At 54.7% G+C, this 16,151-nt stretch carries 15 protein-coding genes; 5 read left to right on the forward strand and 10 right to left on the reverse strand.

What is annotated here, in order from left to right; all coding sequences use genetic code 11:
* Positions 1-49: 49 nt before the first annotated feature.
* Complete coding sequence (locus M6D89_RS14170; protein ID WP_253968740.1) at positions 50-925, reverse strand: alpha/beta hydrolase; 876 nt, start codon at positions 923-925, stop codon at positions 50-52.
* A 211-nt stretch (positions 926-1,136) separates the two neighbouring features.
* On the opposite strand from M6D89_RS14170, the gene M6D89_RS14175 reads away from it, so the two are divergent.
* Together M6D89_RS14175 and M6D89_RS14180 are read left to right on the forward strand one after the other, a co-directional pair.
* Complete coding sequence (locus M6D89_RS14175; protein WP_253968741.1) at positions 1,137-1,703, forward strand: hypothetical protein; 567 nt, start codon at positions 1,137-1,139, stop codon at positions 1,701-1,703.
* Positions 1,690-2,460, forward strand: a complete 771-nt coding sequence (locus tag M6D89_RS14180; RefSeq protein ID WP_253968742.1) for a hypothetical protein — start codon at positions 1,690-1,692, stop codon at positions 2,458-2,460. Before M6D89_RS14175 ends, M6D89_RS14180 begins: the two co-directional genes overlap by 14 nt.
* On the opposite strand, the gene M6D89_RS14185 is transcribed toward M6D89_RS14180, so the two are convergent.
* On the reverse strand, positions 2,457-2,951 hold the full coding sequence (locus M6D89_RS14185; RefSeq protein WP_253968743.1) for a DUF4019 domain-containing protein: 495 nt from the start codon (positions 2,949-2,951) through the stop codon (positions 2,457-2,459). The two genes, M6D89_RS14180 and M6D89_RS14185, sit on opposite strands and share 4 nt — an antisense overlap.
* 138 nt (positions 2,952-3,089) lie before the next feature.
* Between M6D89_RS14185 and M6D89_RS14190 the strand changes: the two genes are divergently transcribed.
* On the forward strand, positions 3,090-3,638 hold the full coding sequence (locus tag M6D89_RS14190; RefSeq protein WP_253968744.1) for a hypothetical protein: 549 nt from the start codon (positions 3,090-3,092) through the stop codon (positions 3,636-3,638).
* Between the two features lie 63 nt (positions 3,639-3,701).
* Here the strand turns inward: M6D89_RS14190 and M6D89_RS14195 are convergent, their stop codons facing one another.
* The 5 genes from M6D89_RS14195 to M6D89_RS14215 all read right to left on the reverse strand — a co-directional run bounded on the left by M6D89_RS14195 (position 3,702) and on the right by M6D89_RS14215 (position 11,954).
* Entirely contained in the window at positions 3,702-5,063 is a 1,362-nt protein-coding gene (locus M6D89_RS14195) for an efflux transporter outer membrane subunit (protein ID WP_253968745.1), read from the reverse strand.
* 3 nt (positions 5,064-5,066) lie between these two features.
* On the reverse strand, positions 5,067-7,004 hold the full coding sequence (locus tag M6D89_RS14200) for a MacB family efflux pump subunit (RefSeq protein WP_253968746.1): 1,938 nt from the start codon (positions 7,002-7,004) through the stop codon (positions 5,067-5,069).
* On the reverse strand, positions 6,994-8,172 hold the full coding sequence (locus M6D89_RS14205; protein ID WP_253968747.1) for an efflux RND transporter periplasmic adaptor subunit: 1,179 nt from the start codon (positions 8,170-8,172) through the stop codon (positions 6,994-6,996). The genes M6D89_RS14200 and M6D89_RS14205 overlap by 11 nt, the downstream gene beginning before the upstream one ends.
* Positions 8,173-8,326: 154 nt before the next feature.
* On the reverse strand, positions 8,327-9,952 hold the full coding sequence (locus tag M6D89_RS14210) for a methyl-accepting chemotaxis protein (protein WP_253968748.1): 1,626 nt from the start codon (positions 9,950-9,952) through the stop codon (positions 8,327-8,329).
* 91 nt (positions 9,953-10,043) lie between these two features.
* Positions 10,044-11,954 carry an ATP-binding cassette domain-containing protein gene (locus tag M6D89_RS14215; protein ID WP_253968749.1) on the reverse strand — a complete coding sequence of 637 codons (1,911 nt, stop codon included), beginning with the start codon at positions 11,952-11,954 and terminating at the stop codon, positions 10,044-10,046.
* Between the two features lie 47 nt (positions 11,955-12,001).
* Here M6D89_RS14215 and M6D89_RS14220 point away from each other — a divergent pair, with 47 nt between their 5' ends.
* The gene (locus tag M6D89_RS14220) at positions 12,002-12,466 is read left to right on the forward strand and encodes a TIGR02444 family protein (RefSeq protein ID WP_253968750.1); all 465 of its coding nucleotides are present in this window, start codon (positions 12,002-12,004) and stop codon (positions 12,464-12,466) included.
* Positions 12,467-12,507: 41 nt separating this feature from the next.
* On the opposite strand, the gene M6D89_RS14225 is transcribed toward M6D89_RS14220, so the two are convergent.
* Positions 12,508-13,350 carry a hypothetical protein gene (locus tag M6D89_RS14225; protein ID WP_253968751.1) on the reverse strand — a complete coding sequence of 281 codons (843 nt, stop codon included), beginning with the start codon at positions 13,348-13,350 and terminating at the stop codon, positions 12,508-12,510.
* Between the two features lie 309 nt (positions 13,351-13,659).
* Here M6D89_RS14225 and M6D89_RS14230 point away from each other — a divergent pair, with 309 nt between their 5' ends.
* On the forward strand, positions 13,660-14,412 hold the full coding sequence (locus M6D89_RS14230; RefSeq protein WP_253968752.1) for a BamJ family beta-barrel-assembly machinery protein: 753 nt from the start codon (positions 13,660-13,662) through the stop codon (positions 14,410-14,412).
* Between the two features lie 107 nt (positions 14,413-14,519).
* On the opposite strand, the gene M6D89_RS14235 is transcribed toward M6D89_RS14230, so the two are convergent.
* Together M6D89_RS14235 and rsd are read right to left on the reverse strand one after the other, a co-directional pair.
* Positions 14,520-15,503, reverse strand: a complete 984-nt coding sequence (locus M6D89_RS14235) for a WD40 repeat domain-containing protein (RefSeq protein WP_253968753.1) — start codon at positions 15,501-15,503, stop codon at positions 14,520-14,522.
* 66 nt (positions 15,504-15,569) lie between these two features.
* Positions 15,570-16,031 carry a sigma D regulator gene (rsd, locus tag M6D89_RS14240; RefSeq protein WP_253968754.1) on the reverse strand — a complete coding sequence of 154 codons (462 nt, stop codon included), beginning with the start codon at positions 16,029-16,031 and terminating at the stop codon, positions 15,570-15,572.
* Positions 16,032-16,151: the final 120 nt, after the last annotated feature.

Below are 16,151 nucleotides of genomic sequence, written 5' to 3' on the forward strand. Positions count from 1 at the left end.
CCCTTCGTTTCTTGCCCGAATACGTCGTAGGGGCTTCCGGTACATCCCTTTACTTGCTTTCGTTTTTAACCCCACAGAGCGGCTGCAGGTAACGGTCGATATCTTCCAGAGTGGGCGCCAAAAAACCTAAGGGTCTTCCCATCGCCGCTACTAGTTTCACGTGGCTTACCCCTTCGTAGGTTTTGCGCTCGGCGCTCACACCGGCCTGTTGCAGCTTCTGCTCCAGCGACACAGCAGATTTAGGCGTCACCGTCTCATCATCCGCGCCGTGCAGAATAAGGGTTGGCGGGTTATCGGCATGAATGTGATTCACTGTAAGGGCGTCTACCTGACGGCTTTTATCGCTGCCAAAAATACGCGTCCACTGGGCTTTCTCGGTGGGTAAGAAATAATCGTGCGGCCCGGCCAGGCTCACATAGCGATCAACCTGCGCTCTGCTAGCTCCCCAGGCATCTAGGTATTGGGCGTCATAACTGACCAGACCCGCCATCATAGCGCCGGCGGAGTGGCCCATTAGCACCAGGGATTTGTCCTCCGCCATCTTCTGCACAGGTTCACTTGCCACCGCCCGGGCGATATCATCCACAAAATCCGAGTAGGTGACTTCGGGGTACAGGCGGTAGTCGGGAATTGCCACCGTGTAACCACGCCGAGCGAGAGCGGCCCCCACAAAGCCATACTGCTCTTTTTTACCGCTATCCCAGCTACCGCCATACACAAACATCACTAAACAGCTGTTGGCCTCTTGGGGGCGGTAAATGTCCATGGTTTGGCGCGGGTTATCACCGTATGCGATATCCGTTTGCGCGCGGTAGTGGGAAGCCCGCCCTAAAGTGTTCAAAACATCGGTGCCACTGCAGCCGCTAAATAAAAAACTTATAATAATCAGAGCAAAACAGGCTCTGCCTCCGCTTGAGGTGTGCATTTAGTTCTCTCAGTTAAAGTTTTGTCGGGTTTACGCACCGCATAGGGAAATCGATCAGTATCCCGCACAGCTTAGCTTTTACAACACCCTATCTCATATAACTCCTATGGGTCACAGCTAGGCTTTTGTGTATACCCCTAACATTAAGGGTACCGAAGCGAATATTTATTGCTAATAATACGATCAGTCTACACAAAACCTGGGGGGAAAAATGAATCATCCACAACTTACCTGGGCACCCCTGTGTCTAATTTTGTTAATCAGCTGCGCCGCAGAAGATGATGGAGACAGTTACAGTGATGGTTACGGGGACGACTATTACTCTAGTGCCGATGACACCAGCAAGGAGTGTGATTATGAAGAGTTAATTACACCCACAGAGAGGCAAGAGGCGAATCAATGCGGTACACAAGTTTCGATGCAATTTGCTGCAGCAGATAATTACTATGAAGCCGCTGTGGTGGCTTGTCAAACAAGCAGTCAAGCTGATGGTGATACCAACTACAATTCATACCTAACAACAACCGAGCTAGCACGAAAAGCAAAAGACCGCCTATGCGGTGGAACCTCGGGCGGAGGACTTACCGATACAACTGAGGCGAAATACTACAGTTTGTGCACTTATTTAGACGGACTTCAGGTATGGGCCACATGTTATGGACCCAAAACCCTCACAGACCAAAGCTGCCCAGCGGACAAGCCCTGGAATTTCTTAGAGCAACACTCCTCCTCAAGCGCTTGTATTAATGCACGAGATAATTATCTTGAGAACTATTAAAGTCCTAATGGTATTTCTGGCCGTGGCTACGGGGGTCGGATTATCCACTTTTCTCAAGCCATTGAAAACGCCGGACGCCCAGCGTCCGGCTAAGCCCAGCACCACCAGCCCATTTTCGCAGCGTATTGAACTCACCAATAAAAATTCGATAGTCGAAAAGCAAAAAAGCCCACTCCCGAAAAAAGAAAGCACTCCCAAAAACCTCAAAGACGCCATTCACTTAGGCATGAACTACGATGAACTTATCGAAGCAGATCCGAGCATTACCGAACAACACCTGCATCAATTATTCACCCGCAACACCCATATTAATTTGCAATGGCTACACGATAATGGATTTCCAGAAAGCACCATTCAGTCTTTATTCAACCTGTGGTCCTCAGGAAACGCTAAAGCATTGCAGAGAAAAGACGTAAAACCTTTAGTAGTTAGTCGCTATAACACTCATCAAAGCAATGGGATATACAAAGCCCAGACACAGTTTAGTCAATTTGATCGGCGGCTGAATGTGTACTTTCCGTTACCCGACAATTACAGTGCCGACTCGGTGATCATTCACTGGCGCCATAGCGATGGTTCTACACTTTCGCACTTTGATAGGCACCCATTACAGTCCGATGGGCAGTATCACAATGCTTGGCTACGGTTGCCGGGCGGCTGGGAAAGCGGTGAATACGACGTTGCCGTCTACGCGGCAGATAGCCAATTAACACCACTGGCGGCAAATCGCTTCGCAATTTCATCTCCGTCGAATTAAAGACGCGAACTATTACCCGGCATTTCTATAAACTGGCCCACCCGTTTACCTGTTTGCGTGTTCACATAGCTTCTGCTGTGGCGCATCACCCTAAACCGCTCGCCCAACTCTGAATAGAGCACCAGCGTTTGTGCGCAAGGTTTTAGATACTGATATTCACAGGCGATCTCATACTCAACGTAAAAACCCTCAGCAGGCGCTTTGGCGGGGTCCAACTGCCAGTTGGCACCTACCAATGTATCGCTCAGACTTTTACCGGAATTGTCGCTAAACGCGGCCTGGCTTTTGGCAAAACGTTCATAGTCCATGCGCTGATTCAACAATTCACTGTGCATGTCGTAGGCTTCGCGATACTCACCAGCATTAAGGTGCTCGATATACTGCAGGGCTGTTGCCTGCGCGTTTTGTCGCTCCTGCGGGCTTGGCTCGTAGGCCCGGACGGAGTGGAAGCACAATAAGCACAGAAGAGTTGCGGTTAATCGCCGTAGCATTCATTACCCCCAGGTAATCACTTTGCGGGCTAATATACGCGACCACTGTCAGGCTGCAAGAGGCCGATAAACGGTCTGTGAATCAGCACGTGACTTGTGCAATAATTAGCCACCCATGGCCCGACTGTAACCACCGCTTTGAAATTACCACACCTGTCTAACACCAACCTCTATTCGCTACAGAACCCGGTGTCGAATCGTGTTCAAGCCAGCGAACCCGTGCAGCAGAGCGAGCGAGCGCGGCCGGTTAATCAGCCCGAATCCGCGAGAAAAGGCGAAAGCAAAGAGTCGTTAGTCCCGCTGGAAGGCGAGCTGCTGGAGGCCGGCTTATTTGATCCGGACACTCTGGATATTGCCGTGCAGCAATTACTGCAGCGCGGCCGGGACGAGGGAGGTGAAGGTTCTGCCGCTGAGCGCGAGCTATACCGCGAGCTAAACATTGTAGAGCGCGGGGCCAGTGCTGAGCCAAGCGCAAACAACCCACCCAACAATCCACCCGACACCCCACCAAACAATCCATCCAACAACGGCCGCTTTGCCTTTACCGATTTGCGCAGCGCTCTAGACTACTGGGAATCGCTAAAACCGGAGCATACCGCCCCAGAGGATTTACCCGCCCCCATTGCCGCTTACCGAGCGGTGGAGTCCGGCCCCACACTTAGGTTAGGGTTGTCAGCCTACGCGTGATGCCCGCAACAATTGTGACCGCTAGGATCAGCCAATAAAGCCCGGGCTGAAACGAATAAACGGTCAGCCGTCGGACTCGACCAGCGCTGGCGCCGACCCCATGGCTTCGTACACATTCACCAGTGCCAGCAAATAATTCAGCTTGCTGGATACCAAATCTTCTTTAGCACCAAACCAGCTTTGCTGCGCCAAGAGTAAATTTAAAAAGTCGGTATCACCCGCCTCGAAGCGCGCGTTGGAAATATCATATAACGTGCGGTTGTTGGCGAACTTATCCCGCGCGATATCCAGCTGCTGCGCGCGTAGGCGCTGAGTTTCCAGCTGATCAATGGTATCGCGATAAGCGTCTGCCAGGGTGTACTGATAGCTGGCGTAGTCGATATCGGCATCCAGCTCGGCCAATCGAATTTGCGCACGAGTCTGGCCGCCGTCAAACAACAGCAGCGATGTCGCTTCACGAATGCTGGCGGCCCATTCACTGCCACCGGCCAGTATGTCGTCAATACCCCAGCTTAAGCTTAAGGTTAAATCCGGCCAGCGGGCGGTTTTAGCCTGGTGAATCAATGCCTGGTTTTCCGCCAGTGCCAGCGTGGCAATCTGTACGTCCGGGCGCTGCTGCAAAAGCTCTGCACTTTGTACCGAAGCTACTTGCGGCAAGGTTAAATCGTCAAAGCTTGTTTTCAGCTCGGGGGTTTGCAAATCCAGGCGGCCTAACATTATGGCCAGTGCGCGGTGGTTGATGGCCAAATCGCTTTGCAAACCCACCAATTTATTGCGTGCGCTTAACACCAGGTTTTTCTGCTGGCGCAGCTCTAACCCAGAGGCGCCACCCGAATCGTAGGTCAGCTGAAATAAATCCAATAATTTTTCACTGGCCTCCAGGTTCTGCTCGGCCACTTCATACAAAGATTGCAAACTCAACGTATCGAAATAGGTGCGGATAAACTGCGCCTGCAACGCAATAAAGCTGGCACGCTCTTCCCACTTGGCCACTTGCAGCTGGGTTTCACGCTGACTGATTCCCGCTGCGCGCTCGCCCCACAAATCAACGGTATAGCTGGCGCTAAAATTCAAACCACTGCCATTACCCGTATGGTCAGTATCGTCGTAGCTGTCGCTGTTGCTTAGCGACGCACTCGCGCGCGGCCAATTGCCCGCGCGCGCCGAGGTTAACATCTCGCGGGCGCGCTCAACCCGCAATTGCGCTATCTGCAAATCCAGGTTGTTGTTCTGCAGTTGCGCCAAATACTGCTGTAACTCTGCGGGCAAAAATTCGTTCCAGGTATTTTGCGTTAGTGACGTGAGTTCGCGCCCGCTTAACGCATCCTGATACGCTACGGCCGCCAGCTCTTCAGGGGTGTGCTGTTGCGGGTTAAACGCACAGGCACTCAGGGCAAGACAGGAAAACCATACTCGCAATTTCATCGGTTACTCCTCAGCCAATGCCGTAATAGGGTTTAAACGCGCAGCTTTACGTGCGGGTATAAAACCAAAAACAAGGCCCACCGCAATAGAGGTGGCGAATGCCAGTGCTGCGGGCAATAACGTAAACGCAATGGCAACATCAAAGAATCGTGCAATTAACGCCCCGGAAAAACCGATAAGAATACCCAGCACACCACCCAGAAAGCACACCACTAAGGCCTCGATATTAAACTGGCGTAAAATGTCTGAGGGCTTGGCGCCGGTGGCAATGCGCAAACCAATCTCTCGCCGTCTTTCGGTTACATTGACCAGCATAATGTTCATCACCCCAATACCGCCAACCAAAAGCGAGATGGCTGCAATTGAGCCCAACAAAAACGTTAAGGTGTTCTGCGCCGCCGTGACCGCCTGCACCAAAGATTCGGTAGAGCGGACCTGAACATCTTCAGCCTGATGGCGTGCAAACAACAATTCTTCCACTTGGGTTTCCAAACGTGACGCCGCTTCGGTGTCGGTTGCTTGCAAGGTAATACTGCTTAAATGAGCACTGCCGAACATTTTCAGCCGCGCGGTGGTAAGGGGTATTAACACCTCATCGTCGCGATCGTCGCCGGACGGGTCGGCACCTTTGGCTTTGAGTAAACCAATAATTTGATAGGGCGCTTTATTCACCAGCACAAAACGACCGATGGGATTTTCTCCGGGCTCGAACAGGTTTTCGGCAATGGTATTGCCCACCACCATAACCGAAGAAAAATTCTGTAAATCCTCATCGGAGAAAAACACCCCTTGAGACAGCTCCCAATCATGTACAGCAAAATAGCCGGGAGTGGTGCCTTTAATCCGACCGGAATAATCTTTATTGCCATAGCGCAGGGTAGAGCGGGTGTTACGTTCGGCCGCCACCGCGCTCACCCCCGGTAATGTTTCTATGGCATCGGCATCTTCCACCACCAAAGTGACAATACTGTCATTACCCCGGCGCATATTGGGGCCACCGGGACGCACCGAAATCAAGTTAGTGCCTATCGCTTCAATACGCTCCAAAACCTCCGCTTTACCGCCCTCGCCAATGGCGATCATTAACACTACACTGGCAACGCCGATAATAATTCCGAGCAGCGTTAACAGAGTGCGGAATAAATTGACCCGTAGCGAGGCCAGCGCAATACGCGCCGATTCAAACAAACTGATACTGGGAAATACGCGTACTTTTTCTGGCGCACTGGGGGGCGCCTGATCGCTCTTAGGTGCAGCGGCCGTGTCGTCAATTAATTTCCCATCCTTAAACGACACTACCCGCTCGGCATGTTCGGCAATGCCGCGATCATGGGTAATCAGAATTACCGTAACACCTTCGCGATTTAGCTCTTGCAACAATGCCAACACTTGCTCGCCGCTCTGGCTGTCCAGAGCGCCGGTAGGCTCGTCCGCCAGAATTACCTCGGCGCCGTTAATCAGCGCGCGGGCAATAGACACACGTTGCTGTTGGCCGCCGGATAATTCGCTGGGCTTATGGTGGGCGCGCTCGCCCATGCCCAGCTTTTGCAATAATTGCTGCGCGCGCTCTGTGCGAGCTTGTCGCTCTTGCCCCTTGTAAATGCCGGGCATGGCGACGTTATCCAACGCGTTAATATTGGCTAATAGTTGATAGCGCTGGAAAACAAAACCAAAGGTATTTAAGCGCAGCGCCGAGAGTTCATCGGCGGTCAGGTTCGCGACGTTAATGCCATCGACCTCGTAGATGCCGGACGATGGCTGATCCAGGCAACCGAGAATATTCATCAGGGTGGATTTACCCGAGCCAGACTGCCCCATAATCGCGACAAACTCGCCGCGTTCGATGGTTAAGGACACATCTTTTAGTGCGTCGACCCGTGTTTCACCTAATTGATAAAAGCGCCCGATACCCGATAGTTTTATCAGCGCCTTAGAAGCCACGGCGACCTCCGGGGGGCCCACCCATAGGTCCACGACGGTTTTCCTCGACCGCACCGGTTTCCGGGTTGCGGATACCGGCCACTACGACATCGCCTTCATTCAGCCCCTCGGCAATTTCCACCTGGGTACGAGTGCGCATGCCCAGCTTTACAGCGACCCGCTCGGTACCACTTGCGGTTTGCTTTAACACCCCCGGGCCACCGGGGCCGCGCCGCAGAGCACCTGCCGGTACGGTTAATACATTTTCGGCCTGATCTTCAATAAAAAACACTTGCGCGGTCATGGAATCCATCAACCGCGAGCCTTTGTTTTCAATATCGATCAGTACCTGATACAACACCACTTCGTTAACAATTTCCGGCGTGGGCAATACTTGGCGTACGGTGGAGTACCAACGTTCTTGCGGCTCGCCCAAAGTAGAAAAGTACACCGGCATGCCGGGATAGATTCGCGTGACATCCGCCTCGGATACTTCGGTGCGCAAGGTGAGTACCGACAAATCGGCAATCTTCATAATCAGCGGCGCGCTTTGATTGGCGTTCAGGGTTTGCCCTTCGCGCACCGCAATAGATACCACAGTACCATCCATAGGCGCGTATATTTTGGCGTAGTTGAGGGTGGCTTTGTCGCCGTCTAAAGATGCGGAATCGGCTTTAATTTGCGCCTGCATAGCGCGAATACTCGCCTTTAAGCCTTTTACTTCGGTTTCACTGGCGGTCAAGGTATCGCGGCTGATGGCGTTTTGGGTAAACAGATTTCGGTTGCGCTCCAGCCTTTCCTCCGCCAAATATTGTTCCGCGTGTAACTTTTCTAATTGAGCCCGTTTGTTTTCTAGACTCGCCTCGGCGCTCATCACCTTGGTCTCAAATACCGTGGCATCAATTTCGGCCAGCAGTTGCTCGCGCGCCACTACATCGCCCACCTCAACCGCCAGGCTTTCCAGCTGCCCGGATACCTGTGCCCCCACTTCTACGTAATCCTTAGGTTCTAGGGTGCCACTGGCGGCTATCACGTTTTCGATAGAGCGGCGCTCAACGGTGTGCCACAGATAATCCGGTTCGGCAGCACTGGCAAATACATAGCGATAGGCGAGCGAGCACAGCAGTATAAGTGCAAGTAAAGCAAGTACGACCAGTGTAAGAGGTTTGCGTGAGGCAAATAGATTCATAGCATTGATATGTCGGCGAAATCGAGAGGCTATTGTAGAGAATGCGCAGCGAGAGGAGGACACTGGGGGCCTTTTTATACACTATTTTACCTGTGCATAATCCAGTTTACAGTGGCTATAAATCGGTTGAGCCGTCCCTGGCGAAGGATAATTCTTACACTCTGAAGTGCGCTATCTGTTGCGATAAGGTCTGGGCAGATTCGTCCAGTTTATTGGCCGTTTGGGTAGACTGGCGCGCGCTCTGGTTGGCGTTTTGCACCATAGTCACTACATTGGCGACGTTTTTATTGATTTCTTCGGCGGCGTAGCTTTGCTCTTCGGCAGCGGTGGCGATTTGCGTGTTCATGTCCACAATGCTGGCAATGGCGGCCGATATCGCGCGAATGGAATCGCCGGTTTCGCCCACCAGGGTGACGGTGCGCTGAGTTTTCTCGCGGCCAACCTCCATCGCCTGGGTGGCTCCCGAAGCGCCGCTTTGCACCGCTTCAATAATCTGCTGAATTTCGGCGGTGGACTCCTGGGTGCGCTGGGCCAAAGCCCGCACCTCATCGGCCACCACGGCAAAGCCCCGGCCCTGCTCACCGGCGCGGGCGGCTTCAATGGCTGCGTTTAACGCCAACAAGTTGGTTTGCTCGGCGATGCCCTGAATCACCCCCAGTACATGGCCAATGCGATCCGTCTCGCCCTCTAACTGCACCATGGCGCCGCTGACCTCTTCCACCTGCGCCGACAGCTCGCTGATGGAGGCAATGGTTTGCTCCATCATGCCCAGGCCCTGCTTGGCGCCGGTATCGGCATCGCCGGCGGCGCTGGCAGCGCCCGAGGCGTTATTGGCCACCTCTTGCACGGTAGAGGACATTTCATTTACCGCCGCGGCCACCTGGTCGGTGGAGTGCTCGGTCTCACCGATACTTCTGGCAATATCACTCGCGGTTTGGTTAATGCTGGCCGAGGCCTCTCCCAATTGTCCCGAGGTCTGTTTTACCGATTGCACAACCTGGCGGATTTCTTCCTGCATTTGTTGCAGGTTGTCTCCCAGCTGACCCAGCTCGTCACTGCGGCGCAGGTGAAATGCGCGAGAGAAATCGCCCCCCGCCATCACCCGAATATGATCCATAACCGACTGCAAGGGTTTAATCAGGCTGCGGCTCAGTAGCAGCCACAGCCCTACCATCACGGCGATCGCCACCACCACGGTGGATAACTGAGCCCAAAAGGACACCTGTGCGCTGGCCCGCTTGACCCCGGCGGCCGCGGCCGCTACTTCGGCAGAGATGCTATCGGCGGCCTCGGCCAGCAAACGACTGGGCTCGCGATCAATACCCGAAACCGCGCGGTCTCCGGCAGCGGAGTTAAACCCCGAGGCAATAAACGCCTGTAAACCGCTTTGATACTGTCCATAGGCCTTTTTATGAGCACGCAAAAATTCGCTTAGCCGCTGTTTGCTGGTGCCGTTATCCAGGCGTTGCAATAGTGCCTGGCCGCGCTGCTGTATCTGCTGGTGGTTGTCCTCAAACCGCCCCCAGTACTTCTCTCGCTGCCCGGTATCGGCGCCGCGCAAAAGAACGTTTTTCCACTCCTGCACCTGCACTTTAAAGTCGAAATTGATATTACTGATGACGCGCTCCTGGGCGACATTGCGCTCAATCAGCTGGTTGTAGCTGGAAAGCTGGCCGTTTAATAAATGAATTGCCACCTCGGCGGCGATCAGCAAACCCGCTAGGCCACAACCCACCACGACCATTAAACGCATTTGCATACTGCGGGTGACCCATTTCATAGCAAAACCTTTCTTTGGGGGCGTAACAAACTACCGTCGCGGAGCCTCGCCCGCGCACGGTTCATTGTTTAGATATTGAGTATAGGAGACTTTACGCGCCGCCGAGTGCTTCTAACTCTTCCTGAGCCTCAAGCCACTGCTCTTCGGTGTCATCGACACTTTCGCGCAAGCTGGCCTGCCTCTGCAAAAGAGTCTGCAGGCGGTCTTTTTCGCTGTCTTCGTAAAGGCTGGTATCGGCCAGAGTCTGCTCAACTTGAGCCAGCTCCGACTCCAGCTTTTCCATTTGCGCTTCCAGCTTTTTAATCCGGTTGGTCAGCGGTTTGAGTTGCTCGCGGCGAGCGGCGGCTTCCTGACGCTGGGCTTTTTTGTCCTGCGCGGGCTCGACAGCCACCGCGACCTCGCTATCGGCAACGTTCAGGCTTTCACTCTGCGAGCGGCGGTTGTGATCGCTCAGCCACTGATGATAGTCGTCCAAGGTGCCGTCAAACTCCCGCACCTGGCCCTCGGCTACCAACAGCCATTCATCCACGGTGTTGCGCAGCAAGTGACGATCGTGAGACACCACAATCACTGCGCCTTCAAAATCCTGCAGCGCCATGGTAAGTGCCTGGCGCATTTCCAAGTCCAAATGGTTAGTGGGTTCGTCCAACAGCAGTACATTGGGCTCGCACCAGGCGATTAACGCCAGCGCCAAGCGGGCCTTCTCGCCGCCGGAGAAATGGTGAATCGGCTCAAAGGCGCGATCACCCTGAAAATCAAATCCGCCCAAAAAATTGCGGATTTTCTGCTCGCTGGCCTCGGGGCTGAGGCGTTGAATATGCAGCGCGGGGGAGGCGGATAGATCCAAGGCCTCCAGCTGGTGCTGAGCAAAATAACCTAAGCGAAAGTGCTCGCCCGTCACCCGCTCGCCGGATAAGGGCTCAAGGGTGCCCGCCAGGGTTTTTATCAAACTGGATTTACCCGCACCATTGGGGCCCAGCAAACCAATGCGCTGGGCCGGGGCGATATTGAGCCCCACTTTGGATAACACCGCACGACCGGGGTAGCCGATGTCCATGTCGCGCAGCACGATTAAAGGATCGGAAACTTTATTCGAGGCGGTAAAGGTGAAGGTAAACGGCGAGTCCACATGAGCCGGAGCAATGGTTTCCATACGCTCTAGCTGCTTAACCCGGCTCTGAGCCTGTTTGGCCTTGGTAGCCTTGGCGCGAAAGCGGCGAATATAGTTTTCTAAATGCGCGACTTTCTCCTGCTGCTTTTCAAAGGCCGCCTGCTGCTGGGCCAAACGTTCGGCGCGTTGGCGCTCGTAGCCGGAGTAATTGCCGGTGTAGCCAATCAGCTTTTCGTTTTCGATGCTGACAATACGCCCTACCACGTTGTCGAGAAAATCCCGGTCGTGAGAGATAATCAGCAAAGTGCCGGCATAGGCCTGCAGCCATTGCTCCAGCCACAGGGTCGCGTCCAAATCCAAGTGGTTGGTGGGCTCGTCCAATAACAGTAAATCCGACGGACACATCAGCGCGCGCGCCAGATTCAAGCGAATGCGCCAGCCGCCGGAAAAATCGCTCACGGCGCGAGTGTGATCGCCGGTGGTAAACCCGAGCCCGCTCAGCAGCTGAGCGGCGCGGGCGCTCGCGGTATAACCGTCCAGGTGCTCCAGCTCGGCGTACAAACTGGCCAGCGCCTCGCCATCATCGGTGCACCCGGCAATGCGCTGTTCCACATCGCGCAGCGCGGTATCGCCATCCAGAACATAGTCGAGCGCGCTGCGGTGGGTGTCGCCCACTTCCTGCGCCATATGCGACAAACGCCAATGCTTGGGGATATCCACCCGGCCACTGTCGCTGCCGAGTTCACCCAGTAGAAGCTTAAACAAAGAGGACTTACCGCTGCCGTTAGAGCCGATCAGGCCCAGCTTCTGGCCCGGAAATATGGTCAGCTCGGCTTCGGTTAAGAGAAACTTGGCGCCGCGCTGCAAACTGATAGAATCGAGTGTAATCATGGGCGCATTCTAAGGAATGCCGCCCGCCTTTCCCACTGGAATTTTTTATGTCCGAATCTCTGTGGCATTTCGCCCTGTGGCTGTACCGCCAACCCGACGTAGAAGACCTTTGCCTGGAATTACAAGATCGCCACGGCGCCGATGTGCCTTTGCTGCTGTGCTACGCCTGGCTGGATAGTCGGGGGCAAGCTCTGGCACCCGCACTGCACGAGCACCTGGAGCGCGAGGCCACGCGCTGGCAGAACGAGATTATTTCTCCCCTCAGGGAGGCGCGGCGGGCAATGAAACGCGAAACCGACATAGAACCCTTGCGCGAGCGGGTAAAGGCCTGCGAGCTGGAGGCCGAAAAAGCCCTGCTCGAGCGCTTCGAGAGCCTGGTGTCACACGCCCAGACACTAGCCGCACCTGACCACAGCTTATGCCACCAGTACCTGAACCAGCTGGGCGTTAACGGCGATAAACAACAGACATCTTTAGCCCTGTTGCAGAAAACAGACGAATTCCGGGTATAAAAAAGCCCCGCTTAAACAGCGGGGCTTGGGGTTAGCATCCATTAGCGATCGAAATCGTCAAACAAACTTCCGGTTTTAGGCGCCGCCGGTGCGTCGGGCACTGGCTCGGGCTTAAGCTTTCCCTCGTCCGTGGGCTCGATCACATGAGTGCCGATATGGCTGGGCAGCGGCGCGGGCGCCAAATCTTCTTTGGGCGGTTGCGGCGCGTCGTTGCGCGCGGGCACCGGTTTTTCTACCTCGGGGTTCTCTGCCGCTTTAGGAGCGGGCGCTTTTTTTACCGGTGTCCGCTTTTTAGCGGCGGGTTTCTTTGTCACCGCCTTTTTAGCGGCAGTAGAGCCCGTCGCCTTTTTCGCCGCTGGCTTTTTCACCGCGCTTTTTGCCGTGGCAGGTTTAGCGGCGGTTTTTGCTGGACCCGCTTTTTTGGCAGGTGCCTTCTTAGGCTTGCTAGCCTTGGCCTTTGATTTTGCTTTCGCGGCAGCCTTTTTCTGTTTGGCGGCTTGTTCACGGCGCGCGCGGGCTTCCAGCTTGGCCAGGGCCTCGGCGTTTTTCTGGTTCCGGCGCGCGGTGTCCAGCGTTTGTTTGTGCAACTTGAGCTCGGCGCGCAAGGCGTTAATATCCGCTTCACTGGCCTGTAAAGCCGCCACGGCTTTGTCCAAGCGCTTTTGCGCCGCTGCGGTTTTCCCCGCCTTGGCGGCGGCCTGCTTGCGGGCGCGCAAGGTGGCCTGTTTCTTTTTCGCCGTGGCCAGCTTTTTACTGGCGGCGGCGACGGATTTTTCCGCGCGGGTTACCTCGGCGTTACGCTCTTTATCGAGCTTGGCCTGGACCGAGACAATCTCTTTTTCCAGCTGTGCCACAGACAATACCGGTTTTTTCTTGGCAGCCATACTAAAACCCTTTATGAGCAAAAAAATGAATCTGAAGGGGAACTTTCTCTGGCTGTCATTGTAGACGTATCCACAAAAAATGTGTACGTCGCGGGATTAATTTACGCGTCACTGTTGAATTTGACCCGCGCGCCCACACAGTTGAAGTTTAACCACTAGCTGTTAGCAGTTCGCATTGTGCGCTGGAGCGCGCACATACTCAGGTTCATGGGTTACTATGGGCGCTCTTGGGGCCATCGGGCTGGCCGACGGACTGTAATACTTCCGTCGCAATCGCGATGGACAAATACATTAAAACAACGGGTAACTATGATGAATAAGCGTTTACTAATGACCGGTATGCTCTGCTCTGCAGCCATTTTAGCGGGCTGTAACCAAGGCGATGCCGAAAAAGAGACCACCAAGGAAGTTCAACTGCAAACTCTCGAGCAGAAAGTGAATTACGCCATTGCCCTCAACATGGCCAACAACTTTAAGCAGCGCGAAGTACCCATTGAAGTAGACGCCTTTACCCAAGCGCTGAAAGACGTTCGCGACGGCACCGACCCACGCCTGAGCGAGGAAGAAATGCAAGAAACCATGCAGACCTTCCAAGAGCAGCAAATGGAGCTGCAACAACAGCGTCAAAAAGAGATTGCCGATAAGAACAAGGCCGATGGCGAGAAGTTCTTATCCGACAACGCCGCGAAAGAAGGCGTAGAGATGACCGAGTCCGGCCTGCAATATAAGGTGCTGGAAGAGGGCGACGGCATTCAGCCCGCCGCCGAAGATACCGTAACCGTTCACTACGAAGGTCGCCTGATTGACGGCACCGTGTTCGACAGCTCTTACGAGCGCGGCAACCCCGCCACCTTTGGCCTGAACCAAGTTATTCCGGGTTGGACCGAAGGTCTGCAGCTGATGGAAACCGGCTCGAAGTACGAGTTGTACATTCCATCTGACCTGGCCTATGGCCCCGGCGGTAACCAGGGTATTCCCCCCAATTCAACACTGGTGTTCCAGGTAGAGTTGCTGGAAGTGGAAAAGGCTGAAGAGCCAGAGGCCGAAGAAGCCGCCGAGTAATTAACGCGCGCTTAATAAAAAGCCCCGCTTGTTTGCGCAAGCGGGGCTTTTTTGTTGTGCCATGCTTACCCCAGTCGCGTCAGACATCCGACCTCAGACGTCTGGCGTTAATAACTCAACGTATAAATAAACCCATTGCCGCTCATAGCCCGGTACAGATCGGGGTTGGTGGTAAAACTAATGTCTAACACCGGTGAGGCACTGGGCTGCCAGGCTTTGCGCTTGGGCAACTGCCAGGTGTAAATGTCACTCTGAGCGTCGATATCCCACAATTGCACAAAACCATCGGGTCTACCGGTCAGCAGATAGCGGCCGTCGCGGGAAAAGCGGGCCGCACTGATGTTTAACCCCCGCTTTACGCGCTCGCGATTAAAAGGCAACTGCCACAAGCTTTGGTTATCGGCGGTGGTAAAAACTTCCACCCGGTCGTATTTAGCCGCCGCCACCGCCCGGGTACCGTCGGCGCTTAGGGCAACCTGTTGCACGGGTTCGCTATACTGACGCTGGTGGCGCGTTTGGCCGCTGTTGCTATCCCAGACCCGCACCTTGCCATCCTCGCTACCGGTGAGCATCACCCCCAGATCATCGCTGAGCGCTACACTATTCACAGCCGAGCCGTGGGCAAATTCACGCAAAATACCACCGCGGCGCAGGTCATAGACTAAAGCGCGACCATCGGCCAGCCCCAGCAAAGCGACATTGCCGTGGCGCCCCAGGGCAACGGACAGGGCCTCAGCGGGCAGGCGCCAATAGGCGGCACTCTCGCCGGATGCGGTATTCCATAACACCTGCGACAACTCGTCCACGGTGACCGCCCAGCCGCCATCGGGCGACAGGGCCGTGCGCAGCAGCAGGCTGGTTTCACCCTGAGTATGGTTCCAGTCAAACAGCCGCTCGCCTTCGGCCACCGACCAGTAGCTCCCGCCATGATAGGCCGATCCCACCACGGCAAAGTCGCCCGTACGCCCTAGGGCGCCGGATTGCACGTTGCGGGCGGCAACTTCCAGCTCGCCGCTGGGGCCAGGCGAGCAGGCGCTCAAGCCCATAATGGCGGCAAAACAAAAGCAAGAAATGAAGTACACGTGTCGCATGAGGCGCCCTAACTCAACTGGGGTTAGGGCAAGTGTAGCACTCGCGCCGAGGCGAGTGCCGGAGTGTTATTCCACTAGGTCTTTGTGGGCGCTGTGCAGCACCGCTATCATTTGATCTTCGGCGGAAAAGCGCGCTTCCAGAGTTTCGCCCAAACGCGACAGGTCATCCTCCAGGCTGCTCAGGTCATCGGTTTCCAGATACTTGTCGTTAAAATCCAGAATATCCTCGGTAGTGGCGTCCACGGCTTTGAAGTGCTCGGCGCCTTCACGCAGGGCTTTTTCGTCGTCGAACTCCCGCCCCTCTTTAATCAACTGGTCGTAGATTTCAAAATGGCCTGCGGACACATAGTCCACCATTATCTGGCATAGCGTGCGCAGCTTTTCGCCGCGAACCTCTGCATCCTGCTCTTTATTGGCCGATAGCGCGCAGTATTTGACCAACATTTGCTGACGCTCGGCCAGCCAGCGATCGATTATTTGACTTACTCCGCCCCAGCGTTCTTTGGCGTCCTGACAGTTGTCCAGCATGGTTATCCCCTGAGCTTTATACCTTTCCCATAGGATCTGTTAACAGGCCCTAAGTGGCTGGCCATAATAACACGGCCCGAGGTTTTATTAACCGCACAATAGCTATCGGTTGCGATGGAT

The sequence above is a fragment of the Gilvimarinus xylanilyticus genome, from assembly GCF_024195295.1.
Taxonomy (GTDB): domain Bacteria; phylum Pseudomonadota; class Gammaproteobacteria; order Pseudomonadales; family Cellvibrionaceae; genus Gilvimarinus; species Gilvimarinus xylanilyticus.

Excerpts from the sequence above, each read along its gene's own strand:
- M6D89_RS14170 (WP_253968740.1), bottom strand. The coding sequence starts at position 925 with ATGCACACCTCAAGCGGAGGCAGAGCCTGTTTTGCTCTGATTATTATA.
- M6D89_RS14175 (WP_253968741.1), top strand. The coding sequence starts at position 1,137 with ATGAATCATCCACAACTTACCTGGGCACCCCTGTGTCTAATTTTGTTA.
- M6D89_RS14185 (WP_253968743.1), bottom strand. The coding sequence starts at position 2,951 with ATGCTACGGCGATTAACCGCAACTCTTCTGTGCTTATTGTGCTTCCAC.
- M6D89_RS14195 (WP_253968745.1), bottom strand. The coding sequence starts at position 5,063 with ATGAAATTGCGAGTATGGTTTTCCTGTCTTGCCCTGAGTGCCTGTGCG.
- M6D89_RS14205 (WP_253968747.1), bottom strand. The coding sequence starts at position 8,172 with ATGAATCTATTTGCCTCACGCAAACCTCTTACACTGGTCGTACTTGCT.
- M6D89_RS14210 (WP_253968748.1), bottom strand. The coding sequence starts at position 9,952 with ATGAAATGGGTCACCCGCAGTATGCAAATGCGTTTAATGGTCGTGGTG.
- M6D89_RS14215 (WP_253968749.1), bottom strand. The coding sequence starts at position 11,954 with ATGATTACACTCGATTCTATCAGTTTGCAGCGCGGCGCCAAGTTTCTC.
- M6D89_RS14220 (WP_253968750.1), top strand. The coding sequence starts at position 12,002 with ATGTCCGAATCTCTGTGGCATTTCGCCCTGTGGCTGTACCGCCAACCC.
- M6D89_RS14225 (WP_253968751.1), bottom strand. The coding sequence starts at position 13,350 with ATGGCTGCCAAGAAAAAACCGGTATTGTCTGTGGCACAGCTGGAAAAA.
- M6D89_RS14230 (WP_253968752.1), top strand. The coding sequence starts at position 13,660 with ATGATGAATAAGCGTTTACTAATGACCGGTATGCTCTGCTCTGCAGCC.
- M6D89_RS14235 (WP_253968753.1), bottom strand. The coding sequence starts at position 15,503 with ATGCGACACGTGTACTTCATTTCTTGCTTTTGTTTTGCCGCCATTATG.
- rsd (WP_253968754.1), bottom strand. The coding sequence starts at position 16,031 with ATGCTGGACAACTGTCAGGACGCCAAAGAACGCTGGGGCGGAGTAAGT.